This window comes from Bradyrhizobium sp. URHC0002, assembly GCF_054059515.1.
This window is the reverse complement of record NZ_JBSSCF010000001.1, coordinates 2,871,542-2,886,737: the sequence shown is the minus strand read 5'-3', so window position 1 is coordinate 2,886,737 and position 15,196 is coordinate 2,871,542. Positions and strand designations below refer to the sequence as shown.

The window sequence follows — 15,196 nt, the reverse complement described above, 5'->3', positions numbered from 1 at the left end:
CATGAACGCGATGTTGTCAGAGGCAAGGGCAAAGGTCGGCCACCGGCTGGCGATGCATCTGCGCGTCGATCTGTTTCGCTTGCGCAACACCACGCCGATGGTCAGCTTTACGTTCGACGATCTGCCCAAGAGTGCGGTGACGACCGGCGCCGGGATGCTCGAAGCGCATGGCGCGCGGGGGACGTTCTATGTCTCGGGCAGCCTGGTCGGCGCCGCCGCACCGGACTGGGTGGCGGGCGATGCCGATGACGTGGTCGCGCTTCACCGCAGGGGTCACGAAATCGGTTGCCACACGTTCTCGCATCAGCGCGCCTGCGATCTCGACGAGGCGGCGATGATGCAGGAAATCGTGCGCAACCGCGCGTACCTTCGCGCGCTCGATCCTTCGATACGGGTCGACAGCTTTGCCTACCCGTTCGGATACGGCTCCTATGCCCGGAAGTATCAGCTCAGGAAGGAATTCCAGACCTGCCGCAGTATCGTGCAGGGCGTCAACGCCGGCGGCGTCGACTTGCAGTTCCTGCGCGCCATTCCGCTGATCGATCGCGAAATGGATCGCGACGGGATCGACCGTGCGTTCGATGAAGCGCAAACCAATAACGGATGGTTAATTTTCTATAGCCACGACGTCACCGGCCGGCCGAGTCCCTATGGCTGTTCGCCCGCCCTGCTCGCGCATGCGCTGGAAGCGGCAACGAAACGGAAAATTCCGGCCCTCACCATGGCGGAGGCGATGCAATGCGCCCGTGGTTAAACGCTTTGTTTGTCATTTCGGGGAATAGTCCCTCAGTGAGTATGGTTAATTTTCCCTGTTGCGTTTGTTCAGCGCTTTTTTTCCGCGCCCCTGGCGTAACCCGAAGAGTAACCCCTCAGCCGACGCGTGCGGCAGTTCGAATGGAAGCTGGGGTCGATGCTTATCTATGACCAGCCGATAGAGCGGGCAAAGCCTGAGGCCGGACCCGTGGCGGTAGCCGCACCGGCGGGCTTCAGCGTGCTCGATCTGGCCCAGCTCCTGTGGCAGCGGAGGGTCGCGATTGCCTCGGCGGCGCTGATTTCCGCCTGCGTCGCGGTTGCGGTCGGCAAGAGCCTGACGCCGAAATACAGCGCCTCCGCCCAGCTTTACGTCGATCCCCGCGAACTACAGCTGGTCGATCGCGAACTGACGCCGCGCGCCCAGGATATTTCCGGCCTCGCGATGGTGGTGGAGAGCCAGGCGCGCGTCATCACCTCGAACAACGTGCTGCTGCAGGTGATCCGGGACACCCATCTGGAAAAGGATCCCGAGTTCGGCGGCAGTGATTCCAGGGGCATTCTGGGATCGCTGCTCGGCTTGGTCGGGATCGAACTGCGCCCGACCGCCGAGCAGCAGAAGCAGATCGAGATGGGCGCGCTCGAAGCGCTCATTCGCCACATCAACGTCAAGAAGACCGACCGCACCTTCATCGTCGATATCGACGTCTGGTCGTACGACCCGGCCAAAGCGGCGATGCTCGCCAACGCGATCTCGAAGGCCTATCTCGCCGAATCCAAGCAGTCGCAGGCGGCCGCCGCGCGGCGCGCAACCACCGACCTTTCCGGCCGGTTGAAGGAATTGCAGGAACGGCTTCGCAACGCCGAGAACGTGCTCGCGATCTACAAGGCGCAGAACAATTTCGTCGGCACCCAGGACACGCTGATCAGCGATCAGCAACTCTCCGCCAGCAACCAGCGGCTAGCCGCCGCTCGGGCGCTGACGCTGGACGCGCAGGCCAAGTACGACCAGATCGAAGCCGGCCGCAAGACGTCGGCCGACGCCGGCGCTGTCCCTGAGGCGCTGCAGTCGCAGACCATCGCCAACCTGCGCGCGCAATATGCCGAAGCACGGAAGCGCCAGGCGGAATTGCAGAGTGAACTGGGGCCGCGTCATCCGGCGCTGCGCCAGATGGAACAGCAGGTGCAGGACCTGCGCCGCGCCATCAACGAAGAAGTCGAGCGCTTCGCCCAGTCCGCGAAGAACGACTTGATCCGCGCCCGTGACTTCGAAGCCTCGCTCAACAAGGCGCTGGAGACCCAGAAGCGCCAGAGCGTCCAGATGAGCCAGGCCTCGGTGCGCCTGCGCGAACTCGAACGCGAGGTGGAGGCAAGCCGCGACGTCTATCAATCGTTCCTGAAGCGATCGCGCGAAACCGAGGAACAGGAGACCCTCAACACCTCGAGCGCACGCGTCATCGGCGACGCCACCGTACCGCAACGGCGCACCTTCCCGCCGGCCATGAGTCTGCTCGCGATGATCGGTTTGGTCTTTGGCGGGCTTGCTGCCTCCGGCTGGTTCTTTGCAGCCAGCCAGTTGATGCGGGGCACGAACCCGGTTCAGCCGCGGGACAAAGCGCCGGCAGAAACACCGCAGGAACCGGCTGCTCCCGCCGCCGCGAAGCAGCCGCCTGCCGCCCTGCCCCAGCCGCAACCCGCGGTCAGCCTGATCGAAAAGCCTCCGATCGTCCGGCTACAGGAAGCCGACGTGATGCGCACGCTCGGCAGCATCTTCGCAACCGATAGCACTGCCGACGTCACGCGGCTGGGCTGGCCGACGCTGCGCGCGGGCTTTCCGCTGATGACTGTTCTCAATTCGCTGCGCGAGATGCGCGCGGTGTTGGCCAGGCGCGCAGGCGACGAAAACCTGCCCGTGGTAGCCGTGATCGGCTCGGGCCCGGACCAGGACCGCAGCATCGCCGCGCTGAACATTGCGCTCGCCGCGGCGCGCGACGGCGCCAGGGTGCTGCTGATCGATGCCGACCTCAAGGAGCGCGCGCTATCGAGCAAGGTGAGCCATTTTGTCAACAGCGAGCCCAGCCGTTTCGGCTGGCTCAACATCGGCGCCAAGGCCGCTCGCGCGATTCCGACTGCCAACGGAATTTCGATCCTGCCGGCCATCAATGCCGCCGACGCGAACGCCTGTGACGCCATCCGCAAGGCGATTGCGCAGGCCCGCTCCACCGGCGGCCATGATCTCGTGATTCTCGACGGGCCGGCCATGCCGTGGAGCCCGACCGACCGCAAACTGCTCGACATGACCGATGGGCTCGTTCCGATCCTCCCGGTGCATCTCGATATCAACGACAGCATGGAAGACATCATCGCAGCGCTCGGCGGGACTGAGCGCAAGCTGGTCGGTGTCGTCCTCAGCGAAGTCAACCCAACGGGCGCAAGCCCGCAGCGGGACAAGCAATATGCGTGAGCGCCGCGCAAATCCCGTCGGGAGAGCGGCCACCGCCAACGTCCCTCGCATCACATTGGGCGGGCTGCGGCTTGCCGTGCTGGATCTCGAGCAGACCGCGAACTTCATGATCGAAATGGTGTTCCCGCAACGCCGCCTCGATCGTCCGCTCTATCTGACCTCAGCCAATGGCGAGGTGCTGGCGCGCTGCTCGACCGAACCGATGACCGACCGGCTGTTTCGGGCCGCCGATCTGATCAATGCCGACGGCCAGCCGCTGGTGACCGTGTCGCGGTTCAGGTCAAAGACACCGCTGCCCGAACGCGTCGCGACCACCGACCTGTTTCACGTCGTTGCCCGCAAGGCGCAGGCAGCCGGCCTCACCTTCTACATGCTGGGCGCGGACGAGGCGGAGAACGCCGCCGCTGTCGCCAGCGTTCGCGAGCAATATCCCGATCTCAACATCGTCGGCCGTTGCCACGGCTTTCTGCGCGGCGAGGCGCTGCGGGCCAAGGTCGCCGAAATCAACGCGCTGGCACCGGACTATCTCTGGGTAGCGCTCGGCGTTCCCTATGAACAGGCATTCGTCGAGGAATTCACGCCCAACCTCTGCAATGTCGGCGTCATCAAGACGGCGGGCGGGCTGTTTAATTTCCTGTCGGGCAGCCGCGTCCGCGCGCCGGTGTGGATGCAGCATGCGGGCCTCGAATGGGTCTGGCGCATCTGGCTGGAGCCGCGCCGCCTGTTCTGGCGCTATCTGACCACCAATCCGCGCGCGCTCTATTTGTTGCTGAACAGGAGCCGATCGACACCGCCTGGGCGTGGCACAATAAGGCGCACCCGCTGAAGACGGGTGGGCCTATTGAACCGAGCCGGCCTCGGACCGGTTGATCAAAGCGGCTTGATCTGCACCTTGCGGAACTTGACCACGCCGGAACCGTACTGAAGCGCGAATGGCCCCCCGGCATTGTGCTTGCTGTCCTGGACGTCAGCTGTCTTCTGACCGTTGAGCACGACGACGAGATGCGAGCCTTGCGCGGTGATCTCGTAGGTATTCCATTTGCCCGCCGCTTTCGGCATCGGGTCAACCTTGGCAACGTCGACGATCGCACCGGTGCCATAGCTCGGGTCCGGCCGCTTGTCGAAGATGTTGACCTCATAGCAGACCTTGGCGTCGATCTTGTCCCTGACGTCACAGCGGATGAAAATGCCGCTATTGGCCTCCTCGTCGGTCCAGAACTCCGCCTTCATCTGAAAATCCTTGAAGGAATCCTTGCTGACGAGGTAGGAGAGAACCTTGGCGTCGTCGAGCTTGTCGGCCACCAGCGCGCCGTCCTTCATCGCCCAATTGGCTTTGCCGACCTCAGTCCAGTCACCCATCTTGGTGCTGTCGAGCAACGTTATCCAGCCATCGCTCTGGCCGGAAGCTACGCTGGAAAATTGAATCGCGGCCGCGCCGATCAACAGACCGGCCGCAAGTATCGACAAGCGCTTCATGAACGTAGCCCTCCCATGGCTGCTTTTGGTTGGGCGGAAACCTATCACCGCGACGCGCGGCGTAAATCCGTTTTTCATGCTGCAGCTGCGTTGTGCGACATTTCGCTTTCGACCGCCGCCGATCACCCCTGCAGGTACGCGCGCCGAATCGTGGCGCGACCATTCTCGCAAGCACGACCGCCAGGACGAAACGGCGTACCGACCGGAGCAGACCCTCGTCGTGCAAGGAACGGGGCCCCACGGCTCGCTTCAACAATCTTAAGTTTTGTTTAACGTTGATGCGTTGAATATGCTGACAATTTTGACAGTCTTATTGTCGGGGTAACCGAGTTGTACGCGTTATATTTCCAACAAATGGCGACAGCATCGCGACGATGAGCAGGCGGTCAACACGCACGAGCTTTCGGCGCCTGATGTTGCTTTGGGACAGTTGGGGTGGCGTTTGAAAAGCGAGGTTCCGGTGACAGAAGTCTCGGTCAGGACGAAGGCGGGCGCTGGAGAATCCCGAACGGCGGATCAGTTGCTCGGCTACGTGGTCACCCGGATACTGCCCTTTCTGGCCTGCCTTCTCATCATTTGGCTCGCGCTAAGTCTCACGGACTTCTACTACGTCCATGCCTGGGCCAGTGCACACTTCGCGACAATCGCGCAGGCCTTTGCCAGCCATGGAATCATCGGCCTTCACGGCGCGCCGATTGAGAACTTCGACCCGTTAACGTCCCAGCCGGACAATTATCTGCATTTTCCGCCGTTTTTCTTCTACGCCCTGAGTCTGGTTCTGCACGCATTTCCGGATTCCATTCGAGCAATGCACCTCTTCATGGCGCTCGTTGCCATCGCGAGCGCCTGCGTGATGTGGATCATCGCCTCGATGTTCTTCAAGCCAAGGGCGGCAATCGTTTGCGGCTGCGCTTTCTTGCTCATGCCCGCCACGCTTCGGTACGGCTTGCTTCTCCTGCCGGCCAACCTGAGCGTGCTGGCGGTTTTGGTGGCGCTGCTTTTCATGTTGCGCTACCTGCAAGGTGCCGATGCCGGCCGCGGGAAGTTGCTGGACCTCGGCATAAGTGCGCTCGCCTTTTTTCTCGCCTGTTTTACCTCCTGGGAGCCGTTTCTGGCGCTGCCCGGGCTGTTGCTCGCGTACGGCTTCAATCGCCGCCCGGAGCTCTTGAAGGCAGGTTTTTGTTGGGCGGTGGCCGCAGGCGCGGCGGGCGCGAGCACGCTGGCCATCTTTTCCTTGTCTGACCCCGCGTTTTTTGCGGATCTGTGGTCCATCTTCACGTTTCGTCTGGGGCTTACCCAGTATTTGCCTCTGTCGACGCGCGTTCACCCCGTGGAAGGCCATCTGGAAACCGTCGAAAGCCTTAACGCATTTTCCTCGTTCCTTCACTTTTTTGACGCTTACATCGTCCGTACGCAGGTGTTCTGCGGGTCGCTCGGCATCATCGGCATCTTTGCGCTGCTCTCAACCGCGGCTCGCCGCCGCCGGGCCACCGCCAACAATTCATTCGCCGTGCTCGTGCTGCCGCTCTGCACATTCTGGCTGGGTTGGGCGACCATCATGCAAGGGCACTACATCATCCACGAGTATCAGTTGATCCTCGCCAGTCCCCTGCTCGCCATCGGCGTGACGTGCATTTATTCGCTGCTCGACGAGACCATCGCAACCATGCCGGACTCCTGGTCGCGAGAAAATCTCAAGATGCTGACCAATCTTGCCTTGCCCTGCGCGGTATTTTTTCTGGGCCTCTCCGCGGCAGCCATCACGGTTCGTGTTGAAGCGGAGCCCTGGCAACTTGCGAATTTCGGACGTCGTATCAAGGCCGAGGTTCCAGCAGGCGCAATGGTCGTTACAAGCGAGATGAGCATGGTGCAGACCTATTATGCGAAGCGGCACGTTATCCGCGGCGTTCCCGACGGAGCTCACCTGGAAAGCAAGTTGGGAATGATGCAGGGCATATGCCCCGGCTGCGCCCTGTATCTTGCCGTGCGGCGCCAGAATGCGGAAAAATTTCGTGGCGTACTCGATCGCCTGCAGCCCGTCTTTGAGGATGATAATTTCATCATCAAGCAAATCAGTCGCGCAACACAATCATGAGCAAGAGCACCGGCATTGCAACGGTGAAGTTGCAGGAAACGGCTTTGGCCTACCTGGCCATGGCTCGCCTCGACCATAGCACCAAGCACATCTTCATCGTTCCTGGTATCATGCTCGCCTACCTGCTTCGGGGCGTTCATACGGATTCTCTCGGCCTTTCCGTCGCGCTCGGGTTGATGACGGCGATATGCATCGCATCAGCCAACTACGTCATCAACGAATGGCTCGATCGGGACTTTGACAAATTTCATCCGACCAAGGTCGGGCGATCTGCGGTGCAGAACCAATTGGACCAAAACATCGTTCTCGTGGAATGGGCCGCCCTTCTTGGCGTCGGGCTGGCTTGCGCGTTTGCGAACAGCAAATCGATGTTCATCATTGCGAGCATCTTCGCTCTGCAGGGTGTCGCCTACAACGTTCCTCCGCTCCGAACAAAGGACAGGGCGTATCTCGACGTAATCTCGGAATCCATCAACAATCCTCTGCGGTTGATGATCGGATGGGCAATGGTGGATCCGACGACTTTACCACCCTCTTCGGTCATCCTGATGTACTGGGCAGGCGGCGCGTTTCTGATGGCGGCAAAGCGGCTGTCGGAATTCCGGGAAATCGTCGCGTCGCACGGCAGGGAATTGCTGGAACGATACAGGGCCAGCTTTGTCAGCTACTCGGAGACGTCGCTCGCCGTCTCATGCCTGGTTTACGCACTTTGTTCGGTCTTCTTCCTTGCGATCTTTCTTATCAAGTACCGGATCGAATATGTGCTGACGGTGCCGATCGTCATCGCGTTGTTCGCGAAATACCTTGCCCTTTCGATGGAACCAGGATCGTCGGCACAAAAGCCGGAGAAATTATTCAAGGAAAGCGGTCTGATCGTTTTGGTTGTCTGGCTAGTCGCGATCTTTTCGATCACGACATTCACCAACATTCCCGACCTCGAAGTGTTCACGACGCAACGGTTTATTAGAGTTCAGTAATGCCGTTGGACTGGGATAATTTGCATTTCGTCGTGTTCGATGTGGATGGCACGCTCTACCGACAGCGCCGTTTGCGGGTCAGGATGGCGCGGGACATCCTGCTCCACACGCTTCTGAAAAGGGACCTGAACGTCATTGCTGTGCTCGCCAAGTATCGCCGTATTCGGGAGCGGCTGGGAGATGAGCAGATAGTCGATTTCGAACCTGCGTTGATCGCGCAGACGGCCACGGCGACGGCCAATTCTCCGGATAGCGTGCGCTCTATCGTGTCCGAGTGGGTTGACCGAAGGCCACTCAGGTATCTCGCCGCCTGTCGTTATCCAGGGCTTTCCCAACTGTTTGCAGGTTTGCGGCGCAGCGGCAAATCCATCGGCATCCTCTCGGACTATCCGGCGGTAGCGAAGCTTGAAGCGCTAGGCTTGAGCGCCAATCACGTCGTATCTGCCGGGGACGAGAGTATTGGACTGCTAAAGCCACATCCCCGGGGTCTTGAGTCTCTGATCGCCGCGGCGGGCGTGAAGCCGCACGAAACCGTCGTCATTGGGGATCGCGTCGATCGCGATGGGCTCGTTGCGCAACGGGCCGGAGCCCAGGCTTTGATCAGGTCTCCAAAACCCATTGAGGGATGGCAGACCTTCGCCAGGTTTGACGATGCATTGTTCTCTCCCTTTCTTGCATCTTCCTGACTGCTGTTGCTCGCGTCGATGTCGGTATGGCTCCCGCTAATGAGGCCACGCCCTGGCATCACATTGCATTGCACGGCGTAAATCCGCCTTTCATGCTGCAGTTGCGTGCACGCATTGTACACGTCGCAACCGCCGGTCACGTATGCACCCGCGGTGCCTTGCTCCCCGGGAACGAGACCGGCTAGCATCGTAGCAACAGTGATGAGCGCATCCCAGCTCACGAGACGGCAACGGAGGAAACCATGAAGGCGATATTCCGGTCCTGGCGATACCTCATGACACCGCTGGTTTTCGCCGGCATGCTGGGCATCTCTTCCGCTGCGGAACTCAATCCGGCCGCCGTCATCTACAAATTGCCGGACCAGATTCCCTGGGGCCCGGTCAACGCAGCCGGCGCGCAAAGCGCTGTTGTCGTGGGCGATCCCACCAAACCCGGCTTCTACATGGTCTACAACAAATGGACCAAGGGCAATCATTTCAGCCGCCCGCACTTCCACCCCAACGATCGCTATATCGTCGTGCTGCAGGGTACGTGGTGGGTCGGCTCGGGGCCGAAATTCGATCCTGCCAACACGACGCCGATGCCGGCCGGCAGCTTTGTCACTCATTTCGCCAAGCAGGTGCATTGGGACGGCGCCAAGGATGAGGACGCCGTTCTCCTGATCATGGGCGAAGGCCCGGCGACCTCAACGGGGGCGGAAGAGAAATAGCCCCGGCGCAGCCAATCATTCTTGAAACTGTTTTCCACGGCGCATCTCATGCTGATTCAATGCAAGGCCTGCGGACCCGCGACCGATCATGGCGGCGCGCCAAAGCGCTCCGGCAAGGCCAAGCGGTGGCGTACCATCGACATTCACTGTCACTGCATGGTGCCCGAAGCGAACGCGATGGTGTTGAAGGCCACGGGCATTCCCGGCGGCGGCGTCACGCCGAATGCCAACGCGCATGTCAACGACCTCACCAAAAGCATCCAGCCGCAGCGCGGCAAGATCGATTTTCCGAAACTGACCGATCTCGACACCCGACTTGCCGACATGGACCGCGACGGCATCGACGTGCAGGTAATCTCGCCCTATCCCGGCCATTTCGTTTATGCCGCGCCGCCGGAAGTGGCGCGCGATAGCTGCCATATGGTCAACGATCACATCGCCGGCATGATTGCAAAGCATCCCGACCGGCTGATGGGCATGGGCACCGTGCCGCTGCAGGACCCCGGTATGGCCGTTACTGAGCTGAACCGCACCGTCAAGGAGCTCGGCTTCCGCGGTGTCGAACTCTGCACCAACGTCAGGGGTGTCGACCTCACCCGCGCCGGGCTGGAGAAATTCTTTGCCCGCGTCGAGGAGCTCGGCGTGATGATCTTCCTGCATCCGTTCGGCACCAGTCTGGTCGGCCGCATGGAGGATCATTATTTTCCGAACACCGTCGGACATCCGCTGGATTCCGCGCTGTGCGTCGGGCACCTGGTTTTCGACGGCTATCTCGAACGCTTTCCCGAACTGAAAATCTGCATCGCCCATGGCGGCGGTTACATCCCGGGTTATTGGGGACGGTTCGATCATGCATGGGCGCATCGCGAGGATTGCCGTGTCACCATCGAGAAGAAGCCTTCGGAATATTTGAAAAAGCTCTATTTCGACACCGTGGTGTTCGACGAGCGCGAGCTGAAGCATCTGATCGAGATCTGGGGTGCCGATCACATCATGCTCGGCACCGATTATCCGTTCGACATGGCGGAACCGGACCCGGTCGGCTTGCTCGGCAGGATCAAGGGGGTCAGCAAGGAGGACATGGCGCTGGTGGCGGGCGGCAATGCCGCGCGGTTGTTGGGCTTGGTGGCGGACGCGTGATCGACGGCTTGGCAACCATTTCCGCAGCGATGCGTTTCATGGGCCCAACCATTTTACGGATTTGAAACATGGCCGTTACCGAACAGATCAAGGAACACATGGACGTCATCTCGTCGGACAGGAAGACGGTCGGAAAAGTCGACCATCTGGAAGGAACCGACCAGATCAAGTTGACCAAGCAAAGCTCGCCGGACGGGCAGCACCACCACTTCATTCCGGTGTCGTGGGTCGACCATGTCGATCAGCACGTCCATCTCAATAAATCCGGTGCGGATGTGACCTCGCACTGGCAGCATGGCCGGCAGTAACCGGCCAACACGCATTGCGCTACGCGCGGATGCGGCTATCATCCGATATCAGGAGATAGGATGCATCCAGCGGCGCGATTGCAATTTGAACGCATGATTGGCGAATATGCTCGCTGGCGTAGCGTTCCCGAAAATGAACGATCGCCCGCTCCGGCTTGGTGGTGGGGGCCGGCGATGGAACTGCGTAACACGTCGCACACTCTCCCGGTGGAATGGTGCGCTGAGCTCGGCCTGCCCGATCGGGCGACGTATGCCGCCGCGGCAGAAATCTTCCTCGGGGCTTTTGCGGGACAGACGTCTCTGCCCTGGCCGTACGACTTTCCCCGCAAGACCGAAATTCCGGACGCCAAGGACGTGCGCGAGCTGCATCCGCAGCCGTCAGACGACAGCGCCTTCCAACCCTGACCCGGCTTCCGGCTGCAACGGCGGCGAGGCGAGCGGCGGTTCGGCGCGAAGCAGATCAGCCATTTGCTTTGCCGGCAGCGGCTTGGAGAACAGAAAGCCCTGCATCTCGTCGCAGGCGTGGTTGCGCAGGAAGGTCTCCTGCTCCACGGTCTCGACACCCTCCGCAATGACGGTCATGCCGAGCGCCTTGCCCATGCTGATGATCGCCTGGGCGATGGCCTGGTCTTCCGAATCGATCGGCAGATCGCGAACGAAGGAACGGTCGATCTTGATGGTGTCGATCGGGAACTGCTTCATCAGCGACATCGACGAATAGCCGGTTCCGAAGTCGTCGATCGCAAGGCGAATGCCGCGGCTCTGGATCGCATCGAGCACCTTGATCGCGCGCGACACGTTTCGCATCACCATGCTTTCGGTAACCTCGAGCTGCAGCAGCACCGGCGACATGCCGCTCGCCAGCAGCGCCTCGTCGACATCGTGCAGCAGGTGCGCGTCGGCGAATTGCCGCGGCGAAAGGTTGACCGCCATCGTCACCGGCCGCAGGCCGCGGCCCTGCCAGGCCATATTCTGCGCGCAGGCTTCCTTGAGCACCCAGCGGCCGATCGGAACGATCAGTCCGGTCTCCTCGGCCAGCGGAATGAATTGGCCGGGAGAGACGGTGCCGAGATCGGGGTGGTTCCAGCGCAGCAGCGCCTCGACGCCGGTGATCTGGCCGCTCGCCATGTCGATCTTGGGCTGATAGTGCAGACAGAACTGATCGCGCTCCAGCGCGCGGCGCAGCGCGCTCTCCAGCGTCAGGCGCTCGATCGACTGCGTCTTGAACTCCTTGGTGAAGAAGCGGAAGCCGTTCTTGCCGTCCTCCTTGGCGAGGTACATCGCCATGTCGGCGTTCTTGGTCAGCGTCTGCATGTCGGTGCCGTCGGACGGGTACATCGCGATCCCGATCGAGGCGGTGGTGTGGCACTCGTGACCGCTGAGCTGCAACGGCTGGCTGAGCAAGGACAGCAGTTCACCGGCGATGCGCTCGACCTCAGGACGCTCGGCGGTCTCCTCCAGAATGACCACGAACTCGTCGCCGCCGAGCCGCGCCACGACATCGCTCGAACGCAGTGCGCGGCGCAGCCTGCCGCCGATCTCCACCAGCAGCATGTCGCCGGCGTCGTGGCCCAGCGAATCGTTGATCACCTTGAACCGGTCGAGATCGATGAACAGCACCGCGAATTGCCGCCGATAGCGCTCGGCGCCATCGATCGCGCGACGCAGCATGCCGTTGAACATCTCACGGTTCGGCAAATTGGTCAGGCTGTCGTGCGACGCCAGATATTCGATCCGTTCATCGGCCTTGGTCTTTTCGTCGGCGCGGTCGAAATTCTCCAATGCGAACGAAACGTTGTCGACGAGCCGCTGCAGCAGCTCCGCAAACTCGGGCGTGAACGTATCCTTCTCACGCGACATGAAAGACATCACGCCGACGATCTGCCCATGCACCCACAGAGGGAATGAAGCGCCGGAATTCGTGCCGTCGTTGCGCGCTTTACCGTGAAACGCCGCGGCGCGCGTATCACTGAGGTAATCGTTGATGATGCAGGCCTGCTGCGAACGTACCGCCGAACCACAGAGCCCGCGCCCCTCCGGGTGCGCCTCGCTGGTCGATATCACTGCCTCGCGGGCGCTGGAGGCGGTCGGACCGTCGGCAGCCACGACGTCGAGGAAATCGCTATCGGGCTTTATCATCGCGATCGAGGTCAGGGTAAACTTGCCGCCCTTCGCCGCTGCTTCGCACACCAGCGCAAACAGTTCCGCCCGCGACGACGCACGGATGATCGCCTCGTTGGTTGCGCTTAGCGCCGCCAACATGCGTGTCAGGCGCTCTTTCTGGGCCTCGGTCCGCGCCTTGTCGTCGGCGCGATCGAAGTTCGCCAGCGCGAACGAGACGTTGTCGGCCAATCGCTGCAGCAGCTCGGAGAATTCAGAAGTGAAAGTGTCCTTGTCCAGCGACATATAGATCATGACGCCGACCGGCTCGCCGCGAACCAGCAGGGGAAAGGCGGCCCCTGACTGCGCGCCGTAGCTGCCAACGACGGCCTGGAAAGCGGCGACGCGCTGGTCGTTCACATAATCATTGGTGATGCAAGGCCGCCTGGTTCGGAACGCCGTTCCACTGAGCCCACGGCCCTCAGGACGGCTTTCATCCACCGACAACCTGACATGCCGCGTCGTCTCGGCCGCCGGACCCGAGGCTGCGACGATCCTGAGCAGGTCGCTGCCGGAATCGGCCAATGCGATGGTGGTGGAAGTAAATCTGCCGCCGCCCGCCGCGGCCTGGCACACCAGATCGAACAGCTCTTCGCGGGATTTGGCCCGCATGATGGCTTCGTTGGTCGCACTCAGCGAAGCGAACATCCGCGTCAGACGCTCTTTCTGACTTTCGGTCCGCGCCTTCTCGTCGGCCCGGTCGAAGGTCGCGATCGCGAACGACACGTTGTCGGCGAGCCGCTGCAGCAGCTCGGCGAATTCCGGCGTGAACGTGTCCTTCTCGGAGGAAATGAAGAACATCACGCCGACGGGCTCGCCCGAGACCAGCAGCGGAAAGGCCGCGCCCGACATGGCGCCATCACTGTGAATGAACTGGTGAAACGCCGACCCGCGCGGGTCTGAGCGCAGGTCATTGGCAATGCAGGCCCGGCGCGCGCGGAATGCGTTGCCGCAGAGCCCGCCGCCCTTCCGGATGATCCGCGTTGATCGAAACCTTCACCCGGCGCATATTGTCGGCCGTCGGCCCCGCCACCGCCACCATGTCGGTGTAGTCGCTGTCGGATCTGGCCAGCAGGATGCTGGTCGAGTTGAACCGGCCGCCCTTTGCGGCCGCTTCGCACACCAGTTCGAACAGCTCCGTCCGCGACGTTGCGCGAACGATCGCTTCGTTGGTCGCGCTGAGCGCCGCCAGCATGCGCCCCAGGCGTTCCTTCTGGGTGTCGGCTCTCGCCTTTTCACCGGCGCGGTCGAAATTGTCCAGCGCGAACGAGACGTTCTCCGCGATCCGCGCCATCAGGGCGACGATCTCTTCGTCCTCCGCCCACAGTTTGCCGACAAAAAACATCAGCACGCCGATGCTCTCGTCGGCCTTGATCAGCGGAACCGCGACGCAGGCGGTGACGCCGGTCGCGCGTGCCGCCTGATGCCAGGGCTGGCCCTGGGTCGAGTTGAGGATATCGTTATTGACGGCCGGCTGCTGCGTTCGGAATGCCCTGCCGCAGACTCCCGATCCATACGGGTTGCCGGCGTCAATCGAGAACGGCGCCTGCATGATCTGTTGGACGATTGCGCCGGTGCCCGCGATCGGCTTCAACCAGATCGAGTCCGGCTCCGCCAGCAGGACCACTGTCGCCGCGGATTTTCCGCTGTAGACCGCGGCATCGCAAACGCGCTGATAGAGATCCTGTTCGGTCTTGGCACGCAGAATGGCTTCGTTGGTCGCGCTGATGGCGCCGAACATCCGGTTCAACCGCCGCATGACGCGCTCGCCATTCTTGCGCGCGGCCTCATGGTCGAAATTGTCGAGGGCAAACGAAACGTTGGCCGACGCGCGTTCCAGCATCGAGACGAGTTGCCCATCGATCGAATGCGCCTCGCGCCGCGAAACGAGCAATACGCCGACGCTCTCGCCGTTGCGGATCAACGGCAGCGCCGCAGACGCGCCCACCTGATTGGCCTTGGCGCCCTCGCGCCAGACCAGCGAGCGCTGGTCGTTCAGAAAATCGTTGCTGACGCATATTCGCCGATCGCGGAAGGCCTGCCCGGCGACCCCGGATCCCTCGGGAGTACCGGCAACGGTTGAAATGTCGATGCTGCGCAGGCGAGGCACGTCGTCGCCACAGCCGGCGGCGAAGCGCAGGAGTTTGGTTTCCGGCTCCAGCAGGAAAACCGCCACGGCCAGGAAGTCGCCAACCGAGAACGCGGCTTCGCAGACCTTCGTGTACAATTCTTCGGGCGATTTGGCGTACAGAATCGCTTCGTTGGTCGCATTCAACGCCGCGAACGTCCGCGCAATATCGGTCTTCACGTCCCCAAGCTCCATGCCGGCAGCGCCGAGCTGCCCCTTTCCGGATTTTATGCGTGCGGGAGGCCTAAGTGCTCGTTATTGGCGACCGCGAGTTGCGATTCAGAGTAAATGTCGGACCAACG

13 protein-coding genes are annotated in these 15,196 nt (G+C 61.7%); 10 read left to right on the top strand and 3 right to left on the bottom strand.

Features of this window, described 5'->3' with window-relative positions; genetic code table 11:
* Position 1 precedes the first annotated feature (1 nt).
* The 3 genes from ACVWVY_RS13875 to ACVWVY_RS13865 all read left to right on the top strand — a co-directional run bounded on the left by ACVWVY_RS13875 (position 2) and on the right by ACVWVY_RS13865 (position 4,040).
* Entirely contained in the window at positions 2 to 754 is a 753-nt protein-coding gene (locus ACVWVY_RS13875; protein WP_456626880.1) for a polysaccharide deacetylase family protein, read from the top strand.
* Positions 755 to 910: 156 nt separating this feature from the next.
* Entirely contained in the window at positions 911 to 3,214 is a 2,304-nt protein-coding gene (locus ACVWVY_RS13870) for an exopolysaccharide transport family protein (protein ID WP_456626879.1), read from the top strand.
* On the top strand, positions 3,207 to 4,040 hold the full coding sequence (locus ACVWVY_RS13865) for a WecB/TagA/CpsF family glycosyltransferase (RefSeq protein ID WP_456626878.1): 834 nt from the start codon (positions 3,207 to 3,209) through the stop codon (positions 4,038 to 4,040). The genes ACVWVY_RS13870 and ACVWVY_RS13865 overlap by 8 nt, the downstream gene beginning before the upstream one ends.
* Before the next feature lie 44 nt (positions 4,041 to 4,084).
* Here ACVWVY_RS13865 and ACVWVY_RS13860 read toward each other — a convergent pair whose 3' ends face one another.
* Positions 4,085 to 4,690 (bottom strand): 3-keto-disaccharide hydrolase, encoded by a 606-nt coding sequence (locus ACVWVY_RS13860; RefSeq protein ID WP_456626877.1) that lies wholly within the window; start codon positions 4,688 to 4,690, stop codon positions 4,085 to 4,087.
* Positions 4,691 to 5,132: 442 nt separating this feature from the next.
* On the opposite strand from ACVWVY_RS13860, the gene ACVWVY_RS13855 reads away from it, so the two are divergent.
* The 7 genes from ACVWVY_RS13855 (at position 5,133) to ACVWVY_RS13825 (ending at position 11,011) form a co-directional block, all read left to right on the top strand.
* Positions 5,133 to 6,785 (top strand): hypothetical protein, encoded by a 1,653-nt coding sequence (locus ACVWVY_RS13855; RefSeq protein ID WP_456626876.1) that lies wholly within the window; start codon positions 5,133 to 5,135, stop codon positions 6,783 to 6,785.
* Positions 6,782 to 7,762: a UbiA family prenyltransferase gene (locus ACVWVY_RS13850; RefSeq protein ID WP_456626875.1), complete on the top strand. Its 981-nt coding sequence runs from the start codon at positions 6,782 to 6,784 to the stop codon at positions 7,760 to 7,762. Before ACVWVY_RS13855 ends, ACVWVY_RS13850 begins: the two co-directional genes overlap by 4 nt.
* The gene (locus ACVWVY_RS13845; protein WP_456626874.1) at positions 7,762 to 8,448 is read left to right on the top strand and encodes an HAD family hydrolase; all 687 of its coding nucleotides are present in this window, start codon (positions 7,762 to 7,764) and stop codon (positions 8,446 to 8,448) included. The genes ACVWVY_RS13850 and ACVWVY_RS13845 overlap by 1 nt, the downstream gene beginning before the upstream one ends.
* A gap of 242 nt (positions 8,449 to 8,690) precedes the next feature.
* Positions 8,691 to 9,158 carry a cupin domain-containing protein gene (locus ACVWVY_RS13840; protein WP_456626873.1) on the top strand — a complete coding sequence of 156 codons (468 nt, stop codon included), beginning with the start codon at positions 8,691 to 8,693 and terminating at the stop codon, positions 9,156 to 9,158.
* 48 nt (positions 9,159 to 9,206) lie between these two features.
* On the top strand, positions 9,207 to 10,298 hold the full coding sequence (locus ACVWVY_RS13835; RefSeq protein ID WP_456626872.1) for an amidohydrolase family protein: 1,092 nt from the start codon (positions 9,207 to 9,209) through the stop codon (positions 10,296 to 10,298).
* 68 nt (positions 10,299 to 10,366) lie between these two features.
* Entirely contained in the window at positions 10,367 to 10,606 is a 240-nt protein-coding gene (locus ACVWVY_RS13830; RefSeq protein WP_456626871.1) for a DUF2171 domain-containing protein, read from the top strand.
* A gap of 60 nt (positions 10,607 to 10,666) precedes the next feature.
* Entirely contained in the window at positions 10,667 to 11,011 is a 345-nt protein-coding gene (locus tag ACVWVY_RS13825) for a hypothetical protein (RefSeq protein WP_456626870.1), read from the top strand.
* Here ACVWVY_RS13825 and ACVWVY_RS13820 read toward each other — a convergent pair.
* Together ACVWVY_RS13820 and ACVWVY_RS13815 are read right to left on the bottom strand one after the other, a co-directional pair.
* The gene (locus ACVWVY_RS13820; protein WP_456632204.1) at positions 10,985 to 13,687 is read right to left on the bottom strand and encodes a bifunctional diguanylate cyclase/phosphodiesterase; all 2,703 of its coding nucleotides are present in this window, start codon (positions 13,685 to 13,687) and stop codon (positions 10,985 to 10,987) included. The genes ACVWVY_RS13825 and ACVWVY_RS13820 overlap by 27 nt on opposite strands.
* Positions 13,677 to 15,074, bottom strand: a complete 1,398-nt coding sequence (locus tag ACVWVY_RS13815; protein ID WP_456626869.1) for a GAF domain-containing protein — start codon at positions 15,072 to 15,074, stop codon at positions 13,677 to 13,679. The genes ACVWVY_RS13820 and ACVWVY_RS13815 overlap by 11 nt, the downstream gene beginning before the upstream one ends.
* Between the last annotated feature and the right edge of the window lie 122 nt (positions 15,075 to 15,196).

Bases quoted from the DNA above. Each gene is read 5' to 3' on its own strand.
- ACVWVY_RS13845 (WP_456626874.1), top strand. From the start codon at position 7,762: ATGCCGTTGGACTGGGATAATTTGCATTTCGTCGTGTTCGATGTGGAT.
- ACVWVY_RS13840 (WP_456626873.1), top strand. From the start codon at position 8,691: ATGAAGGCGATATTCCGGTCCTGGCGATACCTCATGACACCGCTGGTT.
- ACVWVY_RS13835 (WP_456626872.1), top strand. From the start codon at position 9,207: ATGCTGATTCAATGCAAGGCCTGCGGACCCGCGACCGATCATGGCGGC.
- ACVWVY_RS13875 (WP_456626880.1), top strand. From the start codon at position 2: ATGAACGCGATGTTGTCAGAGGCAAGGGCAAAGGTCGGCCACCGGCTG.
- ACVWVY_RS13830 (WP_456626871.1), top strand. From the start codon at position 10,367: ATGGCCGTTACCGAACAGATCAAGGAACACATGGACGTCATCTCGTCG.
- ACVWVY_RS13865 (WP_456626878.1), top strand. From the start codon at position 3,207: ATGCGTGAGCGCCGCGCAAATCCCGTCGGGAGAGCGGCCACCGCCAAC.
- ACVWVY_RS13860 (WP_456626877.1), bottom strand. From the start codon at position 4,690: ATGAAGCGCTTGTCGATACTTGCGGCCGGTCTGTTGATCGGCGCGGCC.
- ACVWVY_RS13825 (WP_456626870.1), top strand. From the start codon at position 10,667: ATGCATCCAGCGGCGCGATTGCAATTTGAACGCATGATTGGCGAATAT.
- ACVWVY_RS13850 (WP_456626875.1), top strand. From the start codon at position 6,782: ATGAGCAAGAGCACCGGCATTGCAACGGTGAAGTTGCAGGAAACGGCT.
- ACVWVY_RS13870 (WP_456626879.1), top strand. From the start codon at position 911: ATGCTTATCTATGACCAGCCGATAGAGCGGGCAAAGCCTGAGGCCGGA.